This window comes from Paenibacillus sp. An7 (assembly GCF_009870785.1).
Lineage (GTDB): Bacteria > Bacillota > Bacilli > Paenibacillales > Paenibacillaceae > Paenibacillus.
This window is the reverse complement of sequence record NZ_WTWX01000031.1, coordinates 1-22,934: the sequence shown is the minus strand read 5'-3', so window position 1 is coordinate 22,934 and position 22,934 is coordinate 1. Positions and strand designations below refer to the sequence as shown.

The window sequence follows — 22,934 nt, the reverse complement described above, 5'->3', positions numbered from 1 at the left end:
TGGATCTTGTAAAAGAGTCGAGACGAAGTCAGTGGATCTATTATTCGCTTCATGTCGAAGACAAACCGTATATTCAGGCAGTTCTGGAGAGTTTACCTGGTGCTCAGCAAATTCTAAAAGACCTTAATAAGCGGGATTTAAAGTCTTCTTGTTGCGTGGAAAAATAAAAAAAGTGGGTTGTTTATATAAGCATATGCTTATATAATGATCACTGAATAAAGGAGGCGGTTCATGACTCATGATAAAGACTATATCTTCGCGTTTTGGTTTTTTTACAGATAAGCACAAATCCTACTTAGTTTATTAGAAGATAGTCAACTTGGAGGTGTTATAGTGGTTTTGACAATCTTAGCTTGTCTCATTTTTTTAGTAACACTGGTATTTGTTATTTGGCAGCCGAAAAACTTAAATATTGGTTGGTCTGCATGTGGTGGTGCTGTTCTTGCTTTGTTAGTTGGAGTTGTAAGTTTCCAAGATGTTTGGGACGTTACTCAAATCGTATGGAATGCGACATTAGCATTTGTGGCCATTATCTTAATTTCACTGATTTTGGATCGTATCGGGTTCTTTGAATGGGCTGCACTACATATGGCCCGAGCAGCAAAAGGAAATGGAATCCGAATGTTTGTGTACATTAGTGTACTTGGCGCTGTCGTTGCTGCCTTCTTTGCAAATGACGGTGCTGCACTCATTTTGACACCTATCGTGCTTGCCATGGTGCGTGCACTCAATTTTGATGAAAAAAGAGTGTTTCCGTTTATTATTGCCAGCGGTTTTATAGCAGATACAACATCACTTCCGCTCGTTGTAAGCAACCTGGTCAATATCGTATCTGCTGATTTCTTTGGAATTAGCTTCAATGAGTATGCTAGTCGAATGATCATTCCTAATCTTTTCTCTCTAGTAGCAAGTATTTTAGTCCTTTACTTATTTTTCAGAAAAAGCATTCCGAAAAAGTTTGATGATTCTGAGCTTAAGGCTCCATCTGAGGCAATTAAGGACCCAGCGATGTTTAGAGTGTCATGGTATGTCCTAGCTATACTTGTTATTGGCTACTTTGTAAGTGAGTTTGTAGGTATTCCGGTATCTATTGTTGCAGGGATCATTGCACTTACCTTCTTACTGCTGGCAAGAAAGAGCTCAGTCGTACAAACGAAAGAAGTGGTGAAAGGTGCACCTTGGAACATCGTATTCTTTTCGATCGGAATGTACGTTGTTGTATATGGACTTCGAAATGCAGGTATGACAGATCTCTTAGCTGAGGTGATAGGATCTTTGGCAGAGCAAGGACTATTTATCGCAACGATGGGTATGGGATTTATTGCAGCAATTCTTTCCTCCATTATGAATAACATGCCAACGGTGATGATTAATGCGCTTGCCATTGATGCAACTCACGCTACAGGAGTTATTCAAGAGGGTTTAATTTACGCAAACGTAATTGGGTCTGACTTAGGGCCTAAAATTACCCCAATCGGTTCATTAGCCACCCTTTTGTGGCTTCATGTACTTTCAACGAAAGGCATCAAAATACCATGGGGAACTTACTTTAAGACAGGGGTTATCATTACAATTCCTACTTTGTTTATTACGCTTCTAGGGTTGTATCTATGGCTTCTCATTTTATAAAAAAATAGCTTTAGTCTTACTAAAAGGAGAAAAAAATTTATGAGTAAAAAAACGATCTATTTCTTATGCACAGGAAATTCTTGCCGCAGCCAAATGGCTGAAGGTTGGGCTAAAAAATATCTTGGTGACCAGTGGAATGTATATAGCGCAGGAATTGAAGCACACGGCTTAAATCCAAATGCGGTGAAAGCGATGAATGAAGTGGGTATTGATATCTCCAATCAAACTTCTGATATTATTGACCCAGCCATTTTGAACGCTGCTGATCTTGTTGTCACTCTTTGCGGTGATGCAGCGGATAAGTGCCCAATTACTCCTCCAAGTGTTCGCCGTGAACATTGGGGATTTGATGATCCAGCAAAAGCTCAAGGAACGGACGAAGAAAAATGGTCTGTATTTCAGCGTGTACGCGATGAAATTGGACAGCGCATCGAAACGTTCGCAAAAACAGGTGAGTAGATAATAAAAGTCCAGTACAAGAGATACATTGTAATTCAGATTAAATTAATTGTGACATCTAAAAGAGTAACAAGGTATTGAACTAATGAAGAAACGTTAGTTGAATAAACCAGCGGCAGTCTAAGACTTTATTTTTAAGTCCCATTCTCACGCGCGCCAGGTCCAGCGCGCGGTGTGGCGTTGCATGACGGAGGTCCACCACATGCACGAGGAGGGTAACGCAGGGGCAATCTCCCTCACCCCTGCTTTTTCTCAGTCCCAAATAAGAGAAACCCATAGTCTTGGCACAAGACGTCTGGGTTTCTCGACAATTTGAGGTCCTAACGGTCCTTTTTGAATATATTACTGAACCTGGTTTCCATTTTAGATAGACTTGTATTTTTTTCGGAGGGATTAGATCCTTCCGTTTCAAAAAGGGTTTCTAAATTTTCCAAACTCGCATGTTTCCTGTTGTTTTTATCAAACTGTAGTAGATTGTCTTTTACCTGGTTTTGTGACTGCAGGTGAGAAAAGGCACTTGAAACCATCTGCTGATTGTATAATTGTTCATAATGTTTCACCTGTGCTTGCAACAGCCGTATTTCATCGTTTTTTATTTTTAGTTCGACACTGTGTTCTTTTCTTCGATTCAGCTCCTCTTTCAGATTCTTAACCGTATTATAAAGTTCGTAGAATGCCGTTTCGATGAAATAAAGCTCGCTGATTATTTTGTTCTTATCATTTTTATAATGGTCAAAAATTTGTTCAATATTCGGAAAGTAAACATCATCACTTTCGGATATTCCAATCGACCTTGGAACAGGATTATTTAATACTTCTATCGTTTCAGGAATACGTCTGCTCCACGTATTCCTTCCGATGCCGGTTTCCTTCTCCAATAAAAGGTAAGTTAGTTTTCGTCCTTTATATTTCTTTTTAATGTCCAACGCCATTTCCTTGAGTTGTTCGTCAGTATAATTGGAAGGTCTGCCTTTTCCAGCCTGTCCTTCTTGTTCTTTAGTCATACCTGTCTTCCTCCATCAAGATCGAATCAATAATCGCTTTCTGATTCATGTATTTTACCAGTTTCATTGAATTTGTCTTTGAAATTTCGGCAGAAGCAGGATGGTTCGATAGGAGTGATGAACTGCACTGTTCCTTCAATATTAAGTGTACTTCATTCATTCGCTGATTAAGGACACCGGAATAGTCCTGCAGCCATTCAATCCCGTGTTCGTAGTTATCAATATCCGGTTTAAAAACGTAGTTGCTGCACACCCTACAGTCTTCGACACACGAGGAGGGGAAGATTTCTTTCTTTTCCTTACAATAACCGTAGTCTACTTTTAACATTTTCAATGTGTCCTGGTTATTGTAAATTTTCCCTTTATCATATGCATCCCGTTTCCATCCAATAAATCCTTCAGGCATAGTGTCTGAAACCTTACGTTCCAGCATCTTTTGAGCCAATATATAGACATACGATTGAGAAAAATGTTCGGCATGTGAATAATAATTATCCTGTGTGGCAATAACATCATGTCCTGCCATTCTTGCGATGGAAAGCATGTTAAAGCCTTGCAAAAACATATTGATAATTGCGAAGTGTCTGGTATCTCCAGGCTTAATTTTATCAAGGTTTGTCTCTGAATACATACCCTCAACGACCTCGTTATAAAACTCCTGCAGTAACACATCAAAATTGTATAGTGTCATTCGATTGAATGCTTGACGTTTTGGTCTTTTCCGGAACAGCTGATAAAACCCTCTAGGGAAAAGGTAGTCGTCCTCAATACCAAATTCGATTAGCTTCATTTTGTAGAAAGAAATTAATCGGTAGGTTTTAGTATCTATCTGGATTGAATCATACTGAATAACTCTATCCGGAGAATCACTTTCATTTTTGATTCTGGGAACTTTAAGCCACATGGTTCCTTCAGTTGTATGTTCAAGGCAGTCTATATTCATTAACAGTAGCTCTGTTGGTCTCTGAGGCAAGATATTTGTGATAAGCCACCAAAACATAATGGGCATAAATTTTAGGGTCTGTTCTATTGGCTTGGTCTGAAAAAAATCATTTACAATATCATTGAAAACCAGTACATCGTGGAAGTGCGGCAAATCTCTATTCCCATATGTTGCGAAAGGAACGGTATCGCAGATCCTTCGTAATTCCTCTCCTTGTTCGCAGGAAAAAAAGCTGATGAAGTTCTTCAAGACATTTGAAAGGGAATAGGCGCGTGGTTCTGACATAGATACAAACTTGTCTTTCACCTTAATCGTTTGTTTCAAACCATTGGATAATCTTATGGTTTTTTTAAGCAACTGGACTTCATCATAACACTTATGCGCACTTACCCCGGATGATCTCCGTAAGGTGATGAAGGCTTTGACAGCTTCATTTAGGTCACTATATATGTCGAGATCGAATACAAGTTGAAAATCATTTGCCTTTATCTTGCACGGCATAATCCATATATGATCATTGAAAGAGTCTGCCACAATATACCCATTTTCTTTTAGGGCTGAAAAAGTGCTCAGATATAATTTGTTTTCCATTTTATCGTAATGTATTTGTTCGATCACGCTTACCATTGAATTTCCGAACAATTCTTCAGACAGTTTAAATTCCAAAAGGTCCACCTTATTCAATATATATTTTGTCTGCCAGTTGGCTAAGTTTCCCGCGAACATGTTGTATGTTTAAAAAAGCTTGAATATATTCCTCCCCGAAAAAGTTGATTCCTTCGTCAAGTAGGAGGAGTAAATTTAAAAGAAAATAGGATTCCTTTTTTCGAATGGCACTATGCTCAGTGGTTTCAATCGACTTAATTAACCGGTCAAATTCACCACTAAGTTCGATAAATAAGTAATTTTTGGGAATGATGTTTGGGCATGAATAACACGAATTCAATCGTGGGTATTCACAATTTGGAGACGTGATGCACTGGGCGTTTTCCGTTTTTGAAGGCTTTTCTCCTTTAAAAATCTTTACTATTAATTCAATGAGGGATTCTTTACTTAGCTTTGCCAATCGCGACATAACAGAGCTTCGTTTTTGTCTTATCTGCAAGAGAAATTGAGCCCATAATTCGGTGTTAGCCGGGCTCTCTAATTGATTTCGAATAGCTGAAATTTCCAGTGTTTTATCTTCCATTGTACGGGGCATATCATCTTTTTCGTTGGCCAATAATATCAAGTAGTTATAGAGCCACCCAAAGTGTCCTCGCCGGAAAAGGTTGGAAGATACTTGATTCAAGCTTCCGTCTTTGTTTGTAGCTTGAACATAAATAGCCGTGGTCTCAGCCCTGTTATGGGACCTTACCCTCTGAGTTAGTTCTAATGCCACATCAGAATCATTCCCGTCTTCATCACTAATGCTATAGAAAAGGTAAGTCATGGTACTGTTGTTAAACTTCAAGCTTTTAAAGGGTTCAAGGGATGGATTCAACTTAAAAAAATGTTGATGTCGGGATTTCCCTGAGGTAGCCACTGTTTTAATTTTCGTGCCCGTAATGAAAGATTCTAGAAGAAATGAGTTCTCATTTTTCTGTCTATGCAATTCCGAAATAATCAGTGCTGTCGATAATGGTTCTACCAGTTCCGGCTCGACTAAGAATGTAACAAACGCAGTTGTTTTACTTGTCTTGATTGATCGAAATTGCAAATACAATTGATTGATGACTTTTTGGCACTGTGTAATCGTTAATGCATTGTTGTTGAACCAATCAAACGAATCTACCTGAATCGAGGAGAGGTCGAGATTAGGAGTCTTAAAAACAATATCGGAAGCTCTCCATGCGTTCGTAAGGTGCATGATCGTAAATGCCCACATATTTGCATAATAGTCATTGATGATGGCATTCGATAAGTGCAACGATACATCTTTCACATACCTGTAGAAGGAATAAAATGCTTCAGGAGAATAAATTTCTTTTTCCTTTTCTTTATCGTTGTTTATTTTAGAAACTACGTACTGTTTCGGGACCGGAAGGTCACGGCTGGAATAACAATAGTAATAAAATGAAACGAAAATTCGTTTGGTATGCTCATTGGCCATCTGTTCATATATGATGCCGTCTATTACACTAACACCCAACTCATGTAAATTTTTATCCAGGGTCCTTAATGTTTCGAACACAAATTTGTAATAATTGAAAAAGGATCGAATGTGTCTTGGGTTTCCTCTTAACTTGCTCAATTTAATCGTACAGAACTCCATAAACAGCACTGCCGTTTTCTCTAAATGAAATGGCAAAGGAAAGACAGTCATATAGTGTAATAGCTCTTCTAAGGCGTCTCTATTCGTATAGACATTTACCTTTTTATCGTACCGATGTTGGCGAGTGTTCTCGATAAAATGATTTGCCTCTTCAATCGGTATACAATACATCCCTTTAACCTTTTGGGCATTTGGAAACAACTGTTTACTTCTTATTTTCAACCGCAGTGAATTATAGGACACTCCGGTCTTTTCGGCTATCATCTTCAGACTTAATGTATTGGCAGGCATAAGAACTGCTGTTTTATGCTCAATCAAAGATATTCGGGATTGCTTATAATCATCAATCGATTCTATCGGAATCATCCATCTGGTTTGGCTTTTGTTAAACGGAACTTTCATAGCTCCTTTAATTTTTCCGGTATTAATAAGGATTGACAACGTAGCCTGACCAATTTGTAATAATTCGGCAGCTATTTTGGTATTTACATAGTTTTCTAGCACCGGAATTGAAGAGGGTACTTTCGGCTTTTTTTCTTTTATCAGGTCTAAAATAAGATTTAAATCCTTGATATGTATATAGGGTGTTCCCATATGCAAGATGTACGGTATTTTCGATTTCCAATAGTGAAAATCGAAATCCATATTCAAATTTTCTTTTGCCTGATTTATCCTAAAGTAATCATTTGGATTAAAATCATTGTAATATCCAATGCTCCGTTTGATCTCCTCAATAGAATCCAATTTAAAGAGATATTTGTCTTTGTATTTATGGAAATCTACAAGCAAGCCACTTTTAATGTGTCTGAAAATTTTCTCCGGGCTAACATCCAGAATGCTACTCAACTGTTTGACGTTTATATAATCATCTTCATTTACATAACCGCTTAACTTCTTTATCTCATCTATGGAGCTAAGGGGGATGTAGGCTGTGCTACCATAACGAACATTGTCTTTAACCCATCCCCTTTTAATCCAATTCAAATATGTTTCATGGCTGATATTAAAGAGCCGAAGAAATTCTCCGAGACTCATGTACTCGTCCATATTTATATACCCAACGTTCTTTTTTATCAAAGGGATGGTTTCCTGTGGTATTAAGGATTTATTATTGATTTCAACAATTGATGGTACTTTTCCCTCGGTAATCCATCTTATAACGGTGCTATGGGTGACATTTAAAACTCTTGCGAGTTCAGATTTTGTGAGATATTCCAATGTATTATGCAACTCTTTAATGCTCCTTTTGACTTTTGCGTTTATCAATCAATTTTGGAATATACGATCCATGCATATTATTAAATTTTTCTTCTAATTTCTTTCGCATGCGTTCCGTCCTTGACATATAGGAAAGAGACGAAAGGAGGCTTTTGTCGCCGCGCGGAAATGCGATATCGTAGGGATTTTCAGCTACCTCTGCTAACATATTTGTAAAAGTTCCTCTTCCAATATGGGTGGACCAACTCATCATGCTCAAATGGTGGGCAATCAGTTTATCGTCGCTGTCTCCGTATGATTTTAAGTATTCAATGAAGCATCTTTTTAATTTATCGAAGTATTGACGATAACTACGTCCGGACATCGCTTTTCCATCCCTGTTTACAAAAAGTGCGTTGTTTTTATCCGCCGCAGCGAACAATTCAATATGATCATTAAATATAGATTCTCCCCAATCCCTAATCTGAAAAACCCTTTGGTTTCTGCTGCGTTTTACACTGTTGCTGCCGGAACTATCCTTGAGGTCAGTACGGAAGTTTTGATCCTTAACTTCAAAAAGAAAATCCCCGTTCGCTATTCTTCTCTTTAGCTGAGTGCGTTTTAAATTGACCACTTCTCCCACTCGGAGTCCGCCGAATAATTGTAGATAAACCCCGAGCGCAATTGGTCTTGCTACAAGGATGGCTATTTCAATTAATAAAGGTATGTATTGAATTGGGAATGCATGCTCCACATTTGGTGGGCGATGATCCGGGTAAACTACCTGAAAAGGGGATTCGTAATAGCTTTTGCCATATTGCGTTTCTTTTTTTAAAAACCGGTGTTTGTCTAGGTTACTTACGCCCTTATCAATTAACCAAAGATAAAAATATGTGAGGGTCCTTTCACTGTCTTTTACTGAGCCCCTGGACTGTCCTTCGGAAGTAAGTGAATTAAGATAATTGTTGCCAACCGTAAAATTCAAATCAGACAGCGAGTGAATATTCATATTACGTCTATTAAAAAGTACGTAATTAAGAAATTTCACGGTATTCAGTGCATGTTTCTTCTGCGTGTTGAACTTTCTTGCCTGCCAGTAGTTTATTATAAAGTCTGTCAACGGATGGATGATGTGGGTACCCGTTGTCAGATCTTTTAACGCTATTGCCGCGAACTGCTTTTTTATAATTTTGCCGTCGCTTAATGTCCCCCAATCAATCCAAACAGAAATCATAATAAATTTAAAGTTTTGAAGAGTAGTGATTGTAGACGATTTTGAATTGGCCATTTGTCCTCCAATAGAAATACGTTTATGTACAATATTATTAAACGGTTATATGTTGGATATGTTTCTTTTTCTATAATAACATTTTGGTATTTTTGTACAATAATATTTTCAATGAAAACTTTTAAAATCCTATACTATCAAGCTATTATTAAATTATTTTTGTACATATTATTTTTGTGCAATTTAATGGAGATAGCCAAAGATAGACGGTCACCGCTTGATTTATTCGAACCAGGCAGGAAAGATCAAATTATATACAAGGCACCGTACAGAATGCCTAAGACAGTATCCAGAGCTCCTAGATAATCCATTTGTTAAGGACATTGTTTTAGATGGTGAGATAGCATGTGTGGATCCAGAGACAGGAAGGGTAGACTTCGAACTTGTTATGAAGAGATTCCTAGCAAGGAAAGAAGATAAGATTAATCTATATACACGCACCTTACCTGTTACTTACGTTGTATTTGATATCCTTCACTATGATGGAGAGGATACTCGTAAGCTTCCACTACATGAACGCAAGGCTCTGATGCAGGAGATTCCATTTAACAATCCAAGGATGGGAAAGACTCCATATGTACAAGGAGCAGGAGAATCCTTATTCAAACAAATGGAGCTTACTCAGATGGAAGGAATGGTTGCAAAGCGATTGGATAGTACCTATGTAGGAAAACGTTCTGCTGATTGGTTAAAAGTCATTAACTGGACTTACGTTGATGTAGTCATTATGGGATATCGAAAGACTGAGTTTGGCTGGATAGCTGGAGTAAAACAGCGGGACGGTGAAGTTAAGCCTGCAGGGATTATAAGATTCGGTGTATCCCCCAAAGCAAGAGTTATACAAAATCAGCAGTAAGCTTAAGACCGGAGAAACAGATGATTATGTTTACCTGGAACCGATTATAGGAGCTCAGGTAAAGATAAGGAACTGGACTAGAGCTGGTAAGCTTCGTGATCCAGTGTTTGTGAAATTTAATAATTTAATGCAAAAAGTTGTCATTTAAAGTGACAGCTTTTTTGTATATATAGAACTAATCAAAAAGGATATGTAGAAGAACATGTCGAATCAACTCACATGAAATCATTTGCATAGGAGAGATTAATTGTGAGTGAAAATAAGCAGGATAAAGGATTTTGGACATTTGGTAGAATAATAATGGGATTTATTTTAATTTACACCGTAGGTGCTATTTGGCTGTACAAAAGTACAAATACTTGGGAAGATAGAGGGTCGTTCGGAGATATGTTTGGTTCTCTAAATGCTTTATTTTCTGCTTTAGCCCTAGGAGCGGTTATATATACAACAAATCTTCAAAGACAAGATCTTAAGCTACAAAAAGAGATGCAAGAAACCCAGTTAAAAGAACTAAAAGCTCAAGCTAAGTCAAGTGAAAAATCTGCTGAACAACTTGAGGAACAACAAAGGTTGTTAAATTTCCAGATCGCTCAAGAAACAGTATTGAATTTTATTAATTTAAAAAATAAAATTATTCAGGATCTCCAAGCATCAAAGAGCTCGAATAGGATCAATACTGATGGATATGAGGCATTTACTGATGTGTATAATCGAGACAAGACAAACCCTGTTCTTAAAAAATATTTCCAAATATACTTTTATACACTTCAATATATAACCGATTCCAAGCTTGATGATAAACAGAAAACGATCCTGGGGGATATTTTAAGTATTAATACTCACGAAATGGAGTCAGCTATCCTTTATGATCATAGTGAAAAGAATAATAATCAGCATAGATCATTATTGCTCACAAAGTATAAAATTTAAAGCGTTGGTTTTTAGAATAAGAATGTTGTGAAAAAGGTGCCTACAACGGGCGCTTTTTATATAAGTGAAGGTCAGAGAGTCATTTAAACTATAAAACTACAAAAGCATCCAAAACGGCACGCAACCAGTATACAACACTGGATTGGGTGCTTTTTTAGTTCTATAAGCAAAACCAACATAAACGATTACGGGGGTGGTGATCTTGTAGCGATGGATTGGGAGATAATCAGATCCGAATATGAAACAACGGATATTACTTTGAATGCATTAGCTGAAAAATACGATGTTAAGTATCCAACCATTAAGAGTCGTAAACAGCGGCAAGGATGGACGAAAGATGCATCCAGTGCATCTAAACCTGAAAAGGATGCATCCATGAAGAGGCGCGGACCGCCTAAAGGGAATCGGAATGCAGCAGGGCACGGTACGCCTAAAGGTAATAAGAATGCACTAGGTAACTCTGGTGGTCATGGTGGCCCATATGGAAACGACAAAGCCGTTAAGCATGGCTTCTTCCGCAAGCTTCTGCCTGCTGATACGATTGCCATCATGGAGGAAATAGAAACGTGTTCCCCATTAGATATGATATGGGATCAAATAACGATTCAATATGCTGCTATCCTTCGAGCACAGCAGATAATGTATGTGAAAGATAAGGATGATATCACAAAGGTGTTAACCAAGTCTGCTGATAATGCTTTTGGTGCTGCTGAGGAATGGGAATACCAAATGGCTTGGGATAAACAAGCGACCTTCCTTCAGGCACAGAGTAGGGCTATGGGAACGTTGCAGAATCTGATCAAGCAGTATGAGGAAATGTGTCGTCAAGGGTATGCTGATGAAGAACAACAACTTCGCATATCGGTATTGAAAGGCAAAGTCAATCAGCTAGATACTGACAGTGCAAAGAAAGAGCCAATTACAATCACTGTTGATTACGGGGATGGTACATCATGAGTACTGCTGCTGTTCAGTTTAATGCTAACTTTCGTGATATGAATCAAACCAAGAAGCGGTATAGGGCTTTTAAAGGTTCGGCTGGATCAGGGAAGTCTGTTAACGTTGCTCAAGATTTCATCATTAAATTATCCGATCCTAAATACAAAGGTGCGAACCTCAAAGTAAATCATAAAATATAAATCATATGATGCAAGGCCCAGTCATATACATGTTAATGGGAAACGTAAAATGCAAGCCATTAGCATAAGGCCAAGCGAATGGGAGAGGAACTGGTACTGAAGGAGCATCCTTATGTGCAGGAGGCGAACCCAATGAGTGCAGAATTGCTCATCCAACTGCTAGTGCTCATCTTGATGATTATTCAGCTCAGTTCCCGTAAGTCGTAAGGCAAACTCAAAAAGCAAAGAAGAGAGGAGAACCGGTATACGGTCGCTCCTCTCTTCTTTGTACCCTCTATTTAGAGGGTGCAAACGATGATTGACTACATAATAAATACTAGATAGATAACGGCTGCAAGAATAATGCGATAAATCGCAAACGGAACGAGTTTCACTCGGTTAATCAGTTTCAGGAAGAAACGGATGGAGATGAGGGCAAAGATAAACGCAGAAATGAACCCTGCAATAAAATAAGGAAGTGCATCCATTGTGAAATACTCCCAGTTTTTTAGGAGAGACAAGAAGCTTGCACCACACATAACGGGAACGGCCATAATGAAAGTAAAGTCAGCTGCTGCCCGGTGACTCATACCAAGAAGGACACCGCCAGAAATCGTAGAGCCGGAGCGTGAGAATCCAGGCCACAAAGATAAACACTGCATAAGTCCAATCGAGAATGCTTGGCGATAGGTCATTTGATCCACGGTTTCTACTTTCGGCTGTTTTGGAGCAAAGTAATCAGCGGCAATCATAAAGAAAGCACCGATGACAAGTCCGATGAGTACCGTGTTAATGGAGAATAGATGCTCATCAATATAATCTTCAAAAAGGACGCCGAGGACAGCGGCAGGAATGAGACCTACAATAACCTGGGACAATTTTAGCCGATTATGACCAGGTCCTTCTGGAATCGCGGGTTTTTTCTTACCGAACAGTCGATCGAGTCCGAGCAAGTTAATAAAGCGATCTTTGAACACCACGAGTACAGCGAGAATGGAACCTAATTGAATGACTACCTTAAAAGTGTTTGCCACATATTGAGTTAAAAATTCTTTTGAATTCAGCCACATGTCATCAACAATGATCATATGTCCCGTAGATGAAACCGGGGCAAACTCGGTTAATCCTTCCACCATTCCAAGAATAATGGTTTTTAGTAAATCTATAAAATTCATGTTGATGTCACTTCTCCTTTATAAAGGGTGCTTCTATTATTTAGCTTTTTTGTTGCGTCTGAAAAACCAGATCAGGAAAGCAATACCTGCTATTGCGATAATCGCATATGCGAAATTAGAGTATACACCGATGAAATCAGTGATTTCATGCCAGTTGCTGCCGAGGGTCGCCCCGACCAGAACCAGAATCGTATTCCAAATTAAGGTACCGATTGTTGTATACACCAGGAATAATCCGAATTTCATATTGGACATACCCGCTGGAATAGAGATCAGACTTCGTACCAGCGGGATCATACGGCAAAAGAGCACAGTCCAGTATCCGTATTTATCAAACCAGGCATCTGCTTTATGGATATCTTCTTTCTTGATACGTAGAATATGTCCCCAACGATCTACGATCTTCTCCAAGCGCTCCACATCAAGTAAGAGACCTACACCGTAAAGAATAACTGCGCCAACCACAGAACCAATCGTAGCAGCAACGATAACCCAGAAGACGGTAAGGGACGTGTAGGTGGTCATAAATCCGCCGAAGGGGAGTACGATTTCCGATGGAATCGGCGGAAAGACGTTCTCAAGTGCAATAATGAGAGCAATACCAATGTAACCAAACTGCTCCATAAAACTAGTAATCCAGTTCTCCAAGGTTTACCTCCTACAATCTTGTTAAAGTGATTTTTTTAAATTTCGTAAGTAATGAAAACGAATAAAAAAGAAATACAGCACCTGGGCAAGTACAAAACACAAAAGCACAACTCCCATTTTAGATGCTATGGATAAGTAGAACAAGCTTTGCAGTGCAATAAATGCAAAAATGCTGTGAATGACTGCCACCACGGTAGGCACAAAGAACAAAAATGCAAGCTGGCCGGTTACACAGCTTCGAAATTCCCTGGGAGTCAGGCCCATTTTCATAAGTGTTAAATACTGTCTTCGATCGTAATCCAGATCAGCATAGAGCCGGAAGTATAAGAAACTTCCTGCAGCAATGAAGAAAATAGCGGCAAGCAGCATCGCGATAAATAGAAGAATACGGTACATACTTTCTCTGAGAATAAACAGCGTACCGCTGACCGACATCGCATAGGTTTTTCCTGCGTCATAACGTGTTCGTCCATGATCAACAAGTGCATCTGCTAAAAAAGCGGTCTGCTCAAAATGCTCTACATAAAAACCGGTATATTCATCTACTCGAACAGGACTGTCAATCCGTGCAAATAACTCATCGTGAATAACGAGTGCTTCAAAGCTATCATCAAAGTCTGCGAGCAGATTATCTGGGATAATCACGTGCTTGGTGTAGCCTGTTTCTCTAATCGTTACTTCAGGCTCAAGCAGTGTATACTCTTTGCGCTCTTTTAGTCTGATTTTGCTCTTGTCATTCTGTGAACTGATGAGAACGTAAGCTTCATTATAATCTGGGGACTCCTCTGACCATTCATACCCAGCGAGCTGAACTACCTGTTTATAATCTGAAAAAGAGATCAGGGGCAGTTCAAAAGAGAATTCCTTGCTGTCCTCATCCGGATGAATCGCTGCGTATTTTATCTGAATTTGATCCTCTTTATAGGGAATATTTCGGGCCTTGAGCTCTGATGTAATACGCGATAAATGGGCGTCTTCTGATGAATTACCTTCTTTGGATACATAGCCAACAGCAGCGGGATAATCCTCCAGAAAAAGCTCAGTTACTACATTAATAGAAGCGAATACCCCCAGCGAACAGAAAGAGATCGTCGAAACCATCGTCACCATAAAGAACAGTTTGGCGTGTTCTTTCATCCGGGAAGAAAGCCCAGAGAACATGATTAAATGAGTTCGTCTAAGCGATAGATTCCGGTTTCTTTTTATCCATTGAAGCAGGATCACACTAAAATGAGAGTAGAACAGATACGTTCCAACCATGGTAATCATAACTACCGGAATCACCCGGATATAAATGCTCTTCGTATCCGACCCGGCTGCTAGTGTATAACCTGTACCAAGTAAAATCAAGCTTAGTAAAGCAAGCACCTTTGAACCTTCCGGTTTTGTTTTGTTCTTAGCTGCTGCTTGAAATAGATCAATGAGTTTCTCTATCCGTACGATTCTCGAAGTATAAGCAGAAATCAGCAGGAATAAGAACACAAAAGCAAAAAGGGTCAGCATGAGAGGCTGCCATGTTAAATAAAACGGTAGAGAGCTAATCTCAAGTGCCCTGGCACTGGCGAGAAAAAATAATTTGGCAAACAGCGCCCCAGCTGCAGTCCCTGTCATGGTTGCAGACAACCCGATGATCATATTTTCGAGGAATATAACTTTGCCGAGCTGGGCAAGGGTCATCCCATGCATTAACAGGATTCCAAATTCCTTTTTGCGAGAAGTTAAAAACGAGCGCACAGAATACAGTACAAACAAGAAAGAAAACAAAAACACCATACATTCTGCCAGAACAAAAGCCTGTACGGCAAGATCAGAACTTAATCCGCGCCTGATATCAGGATGATAAATCAGCAATGCATTAATAAAAAACACCATTACTGAGAATGCACTGCTTAAAAAGTAGGCAGCGTAGGTTCGTTTATTACGAACCACATTCTTAAAGGCGAGCTGTCGTAAGGTCATATCGATCTCCACCTAATAAAGCTAACATATCTACAATTTTTTGGAAGAAAGCTTGTCTGTTTTCGCCGCGGTATATTTCATTGTATAGCTTCCCGTCCTTAATGAAAATCACTCGCTGACAATAGCTGGCCGCCATTACATCATGGGTAACCATCAGAATAGTGGCATGCTCTTGTTCATTCATTTGCTGCAGCATCATCATGACATCTTTAGATGACTTGGAATCAAGGTTTCCGGTCGGCTCGTCGGCTAGGACAATGGACGGATGATGGATCATCGCTCTCGCAATCGCGGTACGCTGTCTTTGCCCGCCGGAAATTTCATGAATCATGCGGTGACGGATGGGCTCGATCCCCAGGGTCTGAATCACTTCCTCTAGACGAGAATTCATCGTAGAGAGCGGAATATTATCAAGGGTTAATGGCAAGACGACATTCTCTTCCACCGTAAGGGAGTCCAGCAGATTGAAATCTTGAAAAACAAAGCCGAGTTCACGCCTGCGGAAGAGTGCCATTTCTTTTGCATCCATCAGATACGGATTGTTACCCCTAATCCTAATATCCCCGGAAGAAGGAGGGTCGATCGTAGCGATGGCATTCAGCAAGGTTGTTTTTCCACTCCCCGATGGACCCATAATGCCTACGAAATCACCGTCTTTTACTTGGAATCGAATGTTGTCGAGCACTTTATTCTCGATGGAACCTTCATATATTTTGGATACATTTCTTACTTCAAGAAGCGACACTTCACTTTTGCCACCCTTCTCCTGACCGTATTTATTATAATAAGTTCTGCTATGAACTTACCAGCCTGCATTCTTACAGTTAACTTACAGATTTGTAAGACTAGAAAATCAGCCGGATACAAGTGCCTACGCCTTGTACGGATTCAATCTCAATATTGTGACCCAGTTTCTCACAGACTTCTCTTACAAGATAGAGACCCATGCCCGTCGATTCAGGTACGGTTCGTCCGTTCTCTCCCGTAAAAAAAGGATCAAAAACTCGCTCTATATCGTGTTTAGGAATGCCAATCCCTTCGTCTCTCACTTCAAGAATGGTGTGATGTTCCCGCTCATAACTATCAAAGTACACTTTTTCATTCGCTTGGCGGCTGTATTTCACACTATTCGTAAGCAGCTGAGTGATGATAAATGTCAGCCATTTCTCATCAGATACAATCTTGAGGTCACTCGGTATTTGAATAACAGGAAATACATGATTTCGTATGAACAGTCTCTTCTGATCGGAGGTAATGGTTCTTACGAGGGACCGCAGAGATATCGTTTCAATATGCAGATCATGTTCAAAAGAATCCAGCCTTGCGGCATATAGCACCATATCAAGACCTTTTCGCATCCGATCAAGTTCATCCTCCATGCCATGTGACAACTCATCATCTCGTTCTTGATTTAATAGATGCATCACCGATAGAGGGGTCTTCATCTGATGAACCCATTGATTAATAAAATAGATATGCTGATCCAGCTGTTCCTTCACGCTGAGTAGCTCTGTTTTTTGTTTTCGCTCTTGGTGGAGTAACAGCTTATGAAGGCTTTCGGCCAGCGGCGCATGTTCAGACCTATAGGTTAGTTCATCAGGGACTGCCTTAGGTCTGGCAAGTCGTTCGTAAAAATGCCGATGCGTATAGTAGCGATAGATCAAATATGTGATCAGTAGACTTGTACTAAGCAGGATCGCATAAAGGGAAAGGGAAGAATCACGCATCCCCCCAAGCCAATAGACGAATGAAATGAGCGCGAGCTGGAGCATATAAATAAATAGTAATGGCACTTGTTCTCTTAAAAACAGCAAGATCCCTTTTTTCATATCTTCTCTTCCAGTTCTGAACGCAGTCTATAACCTAAGCCGCGAATCGTTTCTACGGCATCCGTCAGCCCTAAAGAACTTAGCTTCTTTCGAACTCGGGTAATGTAGACATTGAGCGTATTATCATCAACAAAAGTATGTTCATCCCAAATTTTTTCAAGCAACCGGTCCCTGGATACCACTTGGCCCGGTTTTTTCATGAATTCGTCCATAATCTTCGCTTCTGTATGACTAAGGTCGAGCCGCTCCTCTTGATAAAATAAAGCGAGTCGTTCCATATTTAGCGTAAGACCAGCCACTGTTATTGACCGATCTTGTTCACGGGATGAATACGAGCCAAATGCTCGGCGAAGGTGGCTGTTTACCTTAGCAATGACAATATCATAATCAAAAGGTTTGGTTAGATAGTCATCCGCTCCGTTTTCAAGAGCCATAACTTGATCCATTTTACTCTCTCTCGCGGATATAAACACAATGGGGCAAGTCGAGCGATTCCGAATTTGTCTGCACCAGTAGTATCCATCATAACGAGGGAGATTCACATCGAGCAGGACAAGATGGGGCTGAAAAGCTTCAAAATCTTCCATAACGGTATCAAAGCGAGAGACTGCAAATGTATCAAAACCAAATTTATGTAATCGTTTCTCAAGCAAGGTGACTAACGTTCTGTCATCCTCCACGATGAATATTTTAAACATGCTTATTCTCCTTTAGAGCAATGTAATCTACTTGATTGTATCAAATTTTGTGGAATGAAGAAAAAATAGTGGTGAATCTTGTGAATATACTCGCTGTGCCCGTGGATAATATGATTGCTAATATGTGGCAGTGTAATAGTCGTTATTTATACACTATTATTAATATTGATATATTACATTATCGTCACTGGCCTATGCTGAATCAACTAAGGGTTATTGGTAAACGGGCACATGTCCTGAGCGGCATAATATCAAATAGCATTGGCTATCTTAGGGAGAACAGCGATTCATGATGTATTTCTGGTGTATGCGAGGTAAATATGGAGAAAATCATACTTAAAAAATTAGGATTCACTTTTGTGGTTTTATCTATGTTCATATTCATAGCGTTTGCGGGAATTATATTTTTCACAGAAAGTAAGACCACATTTCAGGAACTGGATGAGACGATTCAACAAATCGAAGTGTTATATAAGAAAAGCGAGATAAAGAATATACCAACTTTAGATGAGCAAACCGTATTTGTTATCGATGGGAATACAGGCAAGATCATGGATATAAGTCAAGATAACGAGCAAGAAATAAATATAGATGATGCGGAATCTACAGAAGAATATGTATCGATCCTGAGAAACAGTATCAATGGAAAACTTATTAAAATCAATGGGACGAAGAAGTTTCTTAAAACGAAAAATACAGATAATTTGATCCTTGGCGCTTATGTGGAGGCAGCCCCGGTATTCAGGACGATGCGGATACAAATTACTTGCTTTATGGCAGGTATGTACGCTGTCCTTATCGGTGTCATTATGATAGTTAGGTATCATCTTAAACGATATGTCTTACAAGATATTTCATCCATTAAATCGAGTGTTAAAGAATTAATGGCTGGTAATACGGATATTACATTTGAAACAAAATACTATACAGAATTTCGGCAGATCACAGCGGTACTAAATGACTTGAAAGATAGTTATAAAACGAAAAGAGAAAGAATGTCGAGAATGATTTCTGCCATCGGCAGTCATGTGGCCGTGTTTGAGTGTCTATATTCCATAAACCAGAATTTCTTCTCTGATAATATCCCGTGTATCTTAGGGGTGGATGATAAAGAATGGGATGAGATGATTAAGACACCAAAAGGTTTTGAAAAATATCTTACTTCATTGATATCTGACTCTAAAGAAGACATTATTGCGCTAGAAAACGATCGATATATCAGCATTGTGTCCTTTCATAAGGAAAACGAGTTTTACGGGATGATTATGGATAAAACCGAGGATATGAAAATGAAAATGAAAATAGAGCAAGAACTTCATGCAGCACAAGAAGGTGCTGAGATGGATCCTTTAACTCTGTTGACCAATAGAGCAGGACTAGAAAAGAAAGTGAAAACTTCATTAAAAAATGAACCAGGACAAGGAACGATGCTTATTTTTGATCTAGATCATTTTAAATTGGTGAATGATGAGCTAGGACATCCGGTAGGAGATAAAGTATTAGAGAAATTTGCAGGTTGTTTGAAATCGTATTTTAGAAAAAATGACATTGTCGCGAGAATGGGCGGAGATGAATTTGTTGTTTTTATCCATTCGAATATTGATGTAGATATTTTATCAGATAAACTTGAGGCTCTATTAGGTACGGTTAGGCAGGAATTAAGCAGCTATTATGAACGTTACGGACTTTCAACGAGTATCGGAGCCGCCTATGTAGATCATAGTATCAATAGTTATGATGATCTTTATAAATGTGCAGATGATGGACTATATATCGCAAAAAGACTGGGTAAAGACAGATTTTATATTAACAAAGATCATCGTGAGTAGAACGAATCTTAATAAAACCGTGAGGACTTCATGATATCTAAATGTGAAAAACATCACAGTAAGGAATTGCCACCTAATTTATAATAATTTACAAATGGTTAAATCAAGCAAAAGGTACGATGTAATTGATTTAGCTAAGTAGAAAGTACAAGAAACACTTAAGAATGACATAAGCACTGCGAAAAATAGTTTACTGAAAAAGCAATTAGATGTTATAGAGGGAACAAATCTCTCAGGGTTTAAAAAAGTTTTAACTAGCAGGATGATATCATACACCTAGAGTGCTGACCTCTTAACGGAAGAGCTCAGCACAGATCTAATCATTAATTTACCTTTATTTTAAAATTTATAATAAGTGAAATGTAAAGATTACGGGAGGCTGAAGAGCCTCCTTTTTGTTTTCTCAAATTTTTACCATGGATCCTATATGTGTGGTATTCACTTCATCATCGCTGTAGTAGAATGAGATGAGAATATATTGAACAAAAGGGAGAGAAAAGCAGTTTGGAGCAGGATATAGAACAATTATGGAGTAATCAATCTGCAGAGCGGTGGAAGAGGCGTAAGAGGGAACTTGCCGCTTGGATTGAACGTCCGAAACCACAAAATTGGCAAAAGAAACTACTGCTTTTTGATGATATAGAAGTCGATGCTTCCATCTATCCCGCTCTCATGGCTCTAAAAGAGCTTGATTTCAAAACAGAGTATTCATGTGCGGGCGTGAGTATGCTCGATGAACCAGAGGACCATTCTTTATATGCGTATGTTACCTTAATGGAAGGTCCAAATACGAATCAATTTGTGGAGTATGCAATGCAGCGGATGGGATATCGCTTATTAGTTACTTATGAAGGTCTCAAACATCGTTATGACCTTTCCTCCTTTTATATCTCACAAAATCGTTCTTTTTGTTATGGGCTTGAACTTTGTGCAAAAGAATTCCTGGCTGTGAAGTCAGCACAATAGACAGTGGAAAAAATCATTTGAGTAAGTGAGCAGTACATCAGGCTTTTGGGCGGATGATTTACCATGATTTATCTGATGCTGGGCAGCTTAAGCAGGCGATTCGGGAGAATCATATCATGCACATTTTGTATATGACATTAGAGACTGTGGATGAAATGCCGCAATAGCAATTGAAAAAGCGGAAAGACAATGAGCAGTTGAGAAAGGTGAGATGAGATGAGTAGAGCAGAGGGGAAGTTAGATTTAAGTCGTGTTGTATTTATTGGAAGAACATTTGACGAGTACCTGTTAATGTTCAACCTTACTCAAGAGGAATTACGTGGACGAAAGATTCTTGACTGTCCTGCAGGTGCTTGTTCTTTTACCGCAGTTGCAAATACAAAAGGTGCTGATGTTACGGCAACAGACATTGCTTATTATCATCCTTTTGAACAACTTGCTCAAAAAGGATTCGATGATATCGAGCATGCGATGTTAAACATGGAAAAGGCACAAAGTAATTATGCGTGGGATTATTTTGAGTCAGTAGAAGGTTTGAAAAAACATAGAATACAAGCTTTATCTGATTGTTCGAATGATATGAAAGAGTACCCTAATCGTTATATTCCTGCTAATTTACCTGTATTGCCATTCAAAGATTGTGAATTTGAATTAACTCTCTCCGCACATTTCCTGTTCATGTACGCCGATCGGTTTGATTATGAATTCCATTTACAATCCATACAGGAGTTATTACGTGTTACAAGTGATGAAGTACGTATATTCCCCTTAATTGACCTATCTAGTAATAGATATGAACATTTAGATAAGCTAGTCAGTGTTATACAAAGCCAAGGCTACGTTACAAAAGAAATCAAGGTGCCATATGAATTTCAGAAGGGCGCGAGTAGTATGTTAGTCATCAAGAAGGTTTAATGATGAAAGAAGGAATGATACGTATTTTAACCCATTTTGATTTTGACTGCGGGGGTTATGGATGGAGGGCATATGATCTTTTTAGAATCGTATCTTAAAATCAAACCGTTATCGGATATCGACCTAGCATCGATTTCGACTTTCGTCGCCATTAGGGAAATATGGTTAGTGGGACTTCATACAGGGAATTCAGAAGTTTGGGGAGCTAACAATTACGGTGATCACTTTAGCGGTAATTTGAAATTTTTGAAAGAATGGTATGAAGAGAACGATATAAGATAGTAAATACTTCTTCTAGGACTTTGATTATAAAGTTTGATAAGAGAATGATAGATTGCTGGTTATCAAACTGGACACGATAGCTTAATGAAAATTAGAAGGCAGTTGATCCTCGTGATCTGCTGTCTTTGTTGGACTATACCGCTAATAACTTGTCAAAATTACAAGTGAAAATGATAAAAACGTCAACCAGGAAGAACGGTTTGGCCTCATAACACGAACAGGGAAATTAGTTCTATTATGGTATTATGTAGGAGTTGTACTATCGGTGAGAGACTGAAGTACTGGGAGGTAGGCGGATATGGAATACAGCATACGCTTGGCGGAGAAAGAGGATATTAAAGTTTTACTTGATGTGAGAAATAACAAGGATTTATTAACAACGTATTTGAACCAACAAGAAAATAAGGAAGTGTATCTCCTTGTTGCTGAAATGGATAGATCCATCATTTTGGGGTTCGGTCTTCTAAAACTGAATGGTAACTTATATCCTAAATTGAGTGACTTATATGTATATGAGAATTATCGCGGCCATGGTATTGGTTCGAATTTAATTAGACATCGTGAGAAAATGGCAAGGAAACTTGGCTATTCTGAAATATTTGTTAGTGTAGATCCAATTGAAAATCCGAAAATGATAAAGCTTATAACCAAGCTTGGATATAAAAAAATTACTGAACCATACTCCAAAACATCACTATTCCATAATGAAGACGGGATAGCATATGAGAAAACTTATACAAGGGTTGATTTAAAGAAGTCATTGAATTAAGGGCAAAACGATAGTTGAATACAGCAGGAAGCAGCTTGCCAGTTGTCAGCGGCTCTTTTTTAATTATGTAAACCGGCAGGTTGGTTAGATAACGCAGCATGGGACAACTGATGTATACTTATTTCCGAGCACTAAGAGGGTGTGAAAAATGTCTAGTGAAATTGTAGTTTGTAATGACGTTGTTCC

At 38.9% G+C, this 22,934-nt stretch carries 22 protein-coding genes; 12 read left to right on the top strand and 10 right to left on the bottom strand.

The window, feature by feature from the left end; translation table 11 throughout:
* Positions 1-339 precede the first annotated feature (339 nt).
* Both arsB and arsC read left to right on the top strand, forming a co-directional pair.
* Positions 340-1,629 (top strand): arsenic transporter, encoded by a 1,290-nt coding sequence (gene arsB / locus GQY27_RS19830; RefSeq protein ID WP_160036993.1) that lies wholly within the window; start codon positions 340-342, stop codon positions 1,627-1,629.
* A 39-nt stretch (positions 1,630-1,668) separates the two neighbouring features.
* Positions 1,669-2,088, top strand: a complete 420-nt coding sequence (gene arsC / locus GQY27_RS19825) for an arsenate reductase (thioredoxin) (RefSeq protein ID WP_160036991.1) — start codon at positions 1,669-1,671, stop codon at positions 2,086-2,088.
* Between the two features lie 320 nt (positions 2,089-2,408).
* Here the strand turns inward: arsC and GQY27_RS19820 are convergent, their stop codons facing one another.
* From GQY27_RS19820 to GQY27_RS19805, 4 genes are read right to left on the bottom strand one after another with little or no spacing between them, the layout of a single operon-like run.
* Entirely contained in the window at positions 2,409-3,092 is a 684-nt protein-coding gene (locus tag GQY27_RS19820; protein WP_160036990.1) for a hypothetical protein, read from the bottom strand.
* Positions 3,085-4,710, bottom strand: coding sequence for a site-specific integrase (locus GQY27_RS19815; RefSeq protein WP_236570672.1), 1,626 nt, complete (start codon positions 4,708-4,710; stop codon positions 3,085-3,087). Before GQY27_RS19815 ends, GQY27_RS19820 begins: the two co-directional genes overlap by 8 nt.
* Before the next feature lies 1 nt (position 4,711).
* Entirely contained in the window at positions 4,712-7,519 is a 2,808-nt protein-coding gene (locus tag GQY27_RS19810) for a helix-turn-helix domain-containing protein (RefSeq protein ID WP_160036988.1), read from the bottom strand.
* Between the two features lie 4 nt (positions 7,520-7,523).
* The gene (locus tag GQY27_RS19805; protein WP_160036987.1) at positions 7,524-8,774 is read right to left on the bottom strand and encodes a hypothetical protein; all 1,251 of its coding nucleotides are present in this window, start codon (positions 8,772-8,774) and stop codon (positions 7,524-7,526) included.
* A gap of 217 nt (positions 8,775-8,991) precedes the next feature.
* On the opposite strand from GQY27_RS19805, the gene GQY27_RS19800 reads away from it, so the two are divergent.
* The 5 genes from GQY27_RS19800 (at position 8,992) to GQY27_RS21950 (ending at position 11,906) form a co-directional block, all read left to right on the top strand.
* Entirely contained in the window at positions 8,992-9,630 is a 639-nt protein-coding gene (locus GQY27_RS19800; RefSeq protein ID WP_160036986.1) for an ATP-dependent DNA ligase, read from the top strand.
* A 249-nt stretch (positions 9,631-9,879) separates the two neighbouring features.
* Positions 9,880-10,560 (top strand): hypothetical protein, encoded by a 681-nt coding sequence (locus GQY27_RS19795; protein WP_160036985.1) that lies wholly within the window; start codon positions 9,880-9,882, stop codon positions 10,558-10,560.
* 210 nt (positions 10,561-10,770) lie between these two features.
* On the top strand, positions 10,771-11,517 hold the full coding sequence (gene terS / locus GQY27_RS19790) for a phage terminase small subunit (RefSeq protein WP_160036984.1): 747 nt from the start codon (positions 10,771-10,773) through the stop codon (positions 11,515-11,517).
* On the top strand, positions 11,514-11,699 hold the full coding sequence (locus GQY27_RS19785; protein WP_201450763.1) for a hypothetical protein: 186 nt from the start codon (positions 11,514-11,516) through the stop codon (positions 11,697-11,699). Before terS ends, GQY27_RS19785 begins: the two co-directional genes overlap by 4 nt.
* 78 nt (positions 11,700-11,777) lie before the next feature.
* The gene (locus tag GQY27_RS21950) at positions 11,778-11,906 is read left to right on the top strand and encodes a hypothetical protein (protein ID WP_268893047.1); all 129 of its coding nucleotides are present in this window, start codon (positions 11,778-11,780) and stop codon (positions 11,904-11,906) included.
* A gap of 95 nt (positions 11,907-12,001) precedes the next feature.
* On the opposite strand, the gene GQY27_RS19780 is transcribed toward GQY27_RS21950, so the two are convergent.
* From GQY27_RS19780 to GQY27_RS19755, 6 genes are all read right to left on the bottom strand, one after another.
* A complete protein-coding gene (locus GQY27_RS19780; protein WP_160036983.1) occupies positions 12,002-12,853 on the bottom strand; it encodes an undecaprenyl-diphosphate phosphatase in 852 nt (283 codons plus the stop codon).
* 36 nt (positions 12,854-12,889) lie between these two features.
* A complete protein-coding gene (locus GQY27_RS19775; RefSeq protein WP_160036982.1) occupies positions 12,890-13,501 on the bottom strand; it encodes a DedA family protein in 612 nt (203 codons plus the stop codon).
* A gap of 21 nt (positions 13,502-13,522) precedes the next feature.
* On the bottom strand, positions 13,523-15,460 hold the full coding sequence (locus GQY27_RS19770; protein ID WP_160036981.1) for an ABC transporter permease: 1,938 nt from the start codon (positions 15,458-15,460) through the stop codon (positions 13,523-13,525).
* On the bottom strand, positions 15,435-16,205 hold the full coding sequence (locus GQY27_RS19765) for an ABC transporter ATP-binding protein (RefSeq protein ID WP_160036980.1): 771 nt from the start codon (positions 16,203-16,205) through the stop codon (positions 15,435-15,437). The genes GQY27_RS19770 and GQY27_RS19765 overlap by 26 nt, the downstream gene beginning before the upstream one ends.
* Positions 16,206-16,305: 100 nt before the next feature.
* Positions 16,306-17,289, bottom strand: a complete 984-nt coding sequence (locus tag GQY27_RS19760) for a sensor histidine kinase (protein ID WP_236570671.1) — start codon at positions 17,287-17,289, stop codon at positions 16,306-16,308.
* On the bottom strand, positions 17,286-17,987 hold the full coding sequence (locus GQY27_RS19755) for a response regulator transcription factor (RefSeq protein WP_160036979.1): 702 nt from the start codon (positions 17,985-17,987) through the stop codon (positions 17,286-17,288). The genes GQY27_RS19760 and GQY27_RS19755 overlap by 4 nt, the downstream gene beginning before the upstream one ends.
* A gap of 320 nt (positions 17,988-18,307) precedes the next feature.
* On the opposite strand from GQY27_RS19755, the gene GQY27_RS19750 reads away from it, so the two are divergent.
* The 5 genes from GQY27_RS19750 to GQY27_RS19730 all read left to right on the top strand — a co-directional run bounded on the left by GQY27_RS19750 (position 18,308) and on the right by GQY27_RS19730 (position 22,748).
* Positions 18,308-19,816: a GGDEF domain-containing protein gene (locus tag GQY27_RS19750; RefSeq protein ID WP_236570670.1), complete on the top strand. Its 1,509-nt coding sequence runs from the start codon at positions 18,308-18,310 to the stop codon at positions 19,814-19,816.
* Positions 19,817-20,320: 504 nt separating this feature from the next.
* Entirely contained in the window at positions 20,321-20,782 is a 462-nt protein-coding gene (locus tag GQY27_RS19745; protein ID WP_160036977.1) for a hypothetical protein, read from the top strand.
* A gap of 216 nt (positions 20,783-20,998) precedes the next feature.
* The gene (locus GQY27_RS19740; protein ID WP_160036976.1) at positions 20,999-21,697 is read left to right on the top strand and encodes an SAM-dependent methyltransferase; all 699 of its coding nucleotides are present in this window, start codon (positions 20,999-21,001) and stop codon (positions 21,695-21,697) included.
* A gap of 72 nt (positions 21,698-21,769) precedes the next feature.
* The gene (locus GQY27_RS19735) at positions 21,770-21,979 is read left to right on the top strand and encodes a hypothetical protein (protein ID WP_160036975.1); all 210 of its coding nucleotides are present in this window, start codon (positions 21,770-21,772) and stop codon (positions 21,977-21,979) included.
* Positions 21,980-22,277: 298 nt separating this feature from the next.
* Positions 22,278-22,748, top strand: coding sequence for a GNAT family N-acetyltransferase (locus tag GQY27_RS19730; protein ID WP_160036974.1), 471 nt, complete (start codon positions 22,278-22,280; stop codon positions 22,746-22,748).
* Positions 22,749-22,934 lie beyond the last annotated feature (186 nt).

Excerpts from the sequence above, each read along its gene's own strand:
- arsC (WP_160036991.1), top strand. The coding sequence starts at position 1,669 with ATGAGTAAAAAAACGATCTATTTCTTATGCACAGGAAATTCTTGCCGC.
- GQY27_RS19820 (WP_160036990.1), bottom strand. The coding sequence starts at position 3,092 with ATGACTAAAGAACAAGAAGGACAGGCTGGAAAAGGCAGACCTTCCAAT.
- GQY27_RS19805 (WP_160036987.1), bottom strand. The coding sequence starts at position 8,774 with ATGGCCAATTCAAAATCGTCTACAATCACTACTCTTCAAAACTTTAAA.
- terS (WP_160036984.1), top strand. The coding sequence starts at position 10,771 with ATGGATTGGGAGATAATCAGATCCGAATATGAAACAACGGATATTACT.
- GQY27_RS19785 (WP_201450763.1), top strand. The coding sequence starts at position 11,514 with ATGAGTACTGCTGCTGTTCAGTTTAATGCTAACTTTCGTGATATGAAT.
- GQY27_RS21950 (WP_268893047.1), top strand. The coding sequence starts at position 11,778 with ATGGGAGAGGAACTGGTACTGAAGGAGCATCCTTATGTGCAGGAGGCG.
- GQY27_RS19780 (WP_160036983.1), bottom strand. The coding sequence starts at position 12,853 with ATGAATTTTATAGATTTACTAAAAACCATTATTCTTGGAATGGTGGAA.
- GQY27_RS19770 (WP_160036981.1), bottom strand. The coding sequence starts at position 15,460 with ATGACCTTACGACAGCTCGCCTTTAAGAATGTGGTTCGTAATAAACGA.
- GQY27_RS19760 (WP_236570671.1), bottom strand. The coding sequence starts at position 17,289 with ATGAAAAAAGGGATCTTGCTGTTTTTAAGAGAACAAGTGCCATTACTA.
- GQY27_RS19755 (WP_160036979.1), bottom strand. The coding sequence starts at position 17,987 with ATGTTTAAAATATTCATCGTGGAGGATGACAGAACGTTAGTCACCTTG.
- GQY27_RS19750 (WP_236570670.1), top strand. The coding sequence starts at position 18,308 with ATGGAGAAAATCATACTTAAAAAATTAGGATTCACTTTTGTGGTTTTA.
- GQY27_RS19740 (WP_160036976.1), top strand. The coding sequence starts at position 20,999 with ATGAGTAGAGCAGAGGGGAAGTTAGATTTAAGTCGTGTTGTATTTATT.
- GQY27_RS19735 (WP_160036975.1), top strand. The coding sequence starts at position 21,770 with ATGATCTTTTTAGAATCGTATCTTAAAATCAAACCGTTATCGGATATC.
- GQY27_RS19730 (WP_160036974.1), top strand. The coding sequence starts at position 22,278 with ATGGAATACAGCATACGCTTGGCGGAGAAAGAGGATATTAAAGTTTTA.